We start from the raw sequence: 2,674 nt of genomic DNA, 5'->3' as shown, positions 1-2,674 counted from the left end.
GTTCGTGGCGCGGCACATGCCGCCGGTCTGCGAGATCGCGACCGAGGAGTTGTCCGGGTCGGCCTCACCGGTGAGGAACGCGTTGATGAGCTGCCCGATCACCATGATCGCCGGGTAGCAGACGTCGTTGTTGACGTACTTGAGCCCCACCTCGACGTCGGCCTTGGACGCCGTCTCGAGCAGCCGGAAGTCGTACCCCAGCCGCCGGAACGCCTGCACCAGGAAGCGGAAGTGGATCGGTGCCATCTGCGGCACCCACACGGTGTGGGTCTTCTTCGCCTCCTTCGTGAACGCCGGCGCCTCGGCCTTGTCGGGGTCGTCGTAGGTGACGATCTCGGTCGACGTGCGCGCTCGCCGCTCGGACGCCGCCGCCTTCAGCGACCGCAGGCGGATCTTCGCTGCGCCGAGGTTCGACACCTCGTCGATCTTGAGCACCGTGTAGACGTCGCCGGCGGCCTCGAGGATCTCCTGCACCTGGTCGGTCGTCACCGCGTCGACGCCGCAGCCGAACGAGTTCAACTGGACGAGTTGCAGGTCGGGCTCGGAGCGCACCATGGCCGCCGACCGATAGAGGCGCGCGTGGTAGGTCCACTGATCGCGGACGCGCAGCTGCTCGTCGAGCACGCCGAGGTCGGCGACGGCGTCCTCGCTGAGCACGCCCATGCCGAGCTGGGTGATGAGTTCGGGCACGCCGTGGTTGATCTCCGGATCGACGTGATAGGGACGCCCCGCGAGCACGATCCCCTTCATGCCGCGCTCGCGCAGCCACGCCAGCGCGCGGCGTCCCTCGGCGCGGATGTCGGCCTTGACGACGGCGTCCTCGGCGAAGCCGGCGGCGACGGCGTCCGTGGCCTCGGCGAGGGTGACGCCCCAGTCGGTGAAGACCTCGACGAGCCGCTCGGCCAGCTTGGTCTGGTCGGCGAGGTTGACGAACGGGTCGAGGAACCGGACGCCCGGCTCGCGCAGCCGGTCGACGTTCTTGGCCAGCACCTGCGGGTAGAACGCCACGATCGGGCAGTTGAAGTGGTTGTCGGCGGCCTCGAACTCCTTCGTCTCGTAGCTGACGCAGGGGTAGAAGATCGTCTTGATGCCCTTGTCGAGCAGGTATTCGATGTGGCCGTGGGTGAGCTTGGCCGGGTAGCAGACGTTCTCGGAGGGGATCGTCTCCATGCCGTCAGCGAACAGCTCGTGGCTCGAGCGGCCGCTGATGACCACCTTGAAGCCCAGCTTCGTCAGGATCGTGAACCACAGCGGATAGTTCTCGTACATGTTCAGCACGCGCGGGATGCCGATCTCGCCGCGGGTCGCCTTCGCGTCGGTGAGCCGCCGGTAGGCGAACACCCGCTTGTACTTGTAGTCGTAGAGGTTCGGGATCTCCGACTTGGCCGGCTTCGCCTCTTCGGACGCCCCCCGCTCGCACCGGTTGCCCGACACGTGCCGCGTGCCGTCGTTGAACTGGGCGATCGTGAGGCCGCAGTGATTCTGGCAGAGCTTGCACGTGCGCCGCTCGGTCACGAAGTGGAAGGCGTCCAGCTCGGCGACGTCGAGTAGCTCGGATCGTGTGCCGGGCCGGTGGTTGCAACGAGCCGTGAGGGCCGCGCCGTAGGCGCCCATGAGGCCGGCGATATCGGGGCGGACGACCTCGCGGCCGGTGAGCAACTCGAAGGCGCGCAGCACGGCGTCGTTCATGAACGTGCCGCCCTGCACGACCACCGTCGGGCCGAGGTCGTCGGCGTCCTTCAGCTTGATGACCTTGTACAGCGCGTTGCGGACGACCGAGTACGACAACCCGGCGCTGATCGCGCCGACGTCGGCGCCCTCCTTCTGCGCCTGCTTCACCGAGGAGTTCATGAAAACCGTGCAGCGCGAACCGAGGTCGACGGGGCTGCCGGCGTCGAGGGCCGCGCGGGCGAAGGACGCGACGTCGGTGCCCATCGTCTGGGCGAAGGTCTGGAGGAACGAGCCGCACCCGGCCGAACACGCCTCGTTGACGGCGATGGAATCGACGGCGCCGCCGCGGATGGTGAGGAACTTCATGTCCTGACCACCGATGTCGATGATGCTGCTGACGCCGGGCGACACCTTCTCGGCGGCACGGTAGTGGGCCATCGTCTCGATCTCGCCGTCGTCGATGCGCAGCGCCGCCTGGACGAGACCCTCGCCGTAGCCGGTGACGCAGGCGCGGCCGAGGTGGGCGTCCGCGGGCAGGGCCTGCAGCACGCGGCGGGCGATCGCGACCGCCGCCGTGACCGGGTCACCCTCGTTGCCGGCGTAGTGGCTGAAGAGGATCTCGTCGGCCTCGTTGGTGACGACGGCCTTGATCGTCGTCGAGCCGGCGTCGAGGCCGAGGAACACCGGTCCGGACGCCTGGCTCAGATCGCCCTGCGGCACGACCGCCCGGGCGTGGCGGGCGTCGAAGGCCGCGCGGTCGGCGTCCGTGGCGAACAGCGGTGCCATCGTGGCCGACGCGAGCGCGAGGGGCACCCGGTGGGAGGCGAGGCGTCCGGCCAACTCGGCGCAGGCGACGGGCTCGCCGGCGGCGAGCATGGCGGCGCCGAGGGCGACGTAGAGCTGGGCGTCCGGCGGGGTGGTGAAGGTGGCGACGGAGCCGGCGAGCGACCGCTCGTACGCCTTGCGCAGCTCGGGCAGGAAGTGCAGCGGGCCGCCGAGGAAG

The 2,674-nt window shown here is 69.3% G+C and carries 1 protein-coding gene; it reads right to left on the bottom strand.

Annotated elements, in window-relative coordinates; translation table 11 throughout:
• Positions 1 to 2,674: acyl-CoA dehydratase activase-related protein (locus tag Q1K57_RS06820; RefSeq protein WP_300080276.1), on the bottom strand; the 2,674-nt coding region annotated here is incomplete at both ends.

Origin of the sequence: Propioniciclava sp. (assembly GCF_029977985.1) — a bacterium.
Classification (GTDB): Bacteria; Actinomycetota; Actinomycetes; order Propionibacteriales; family Propionibacteriaceae; genus Propioniciclava.
This window is presented reverse-complemented; position numbering and strand designations above follow the sequence as displayed.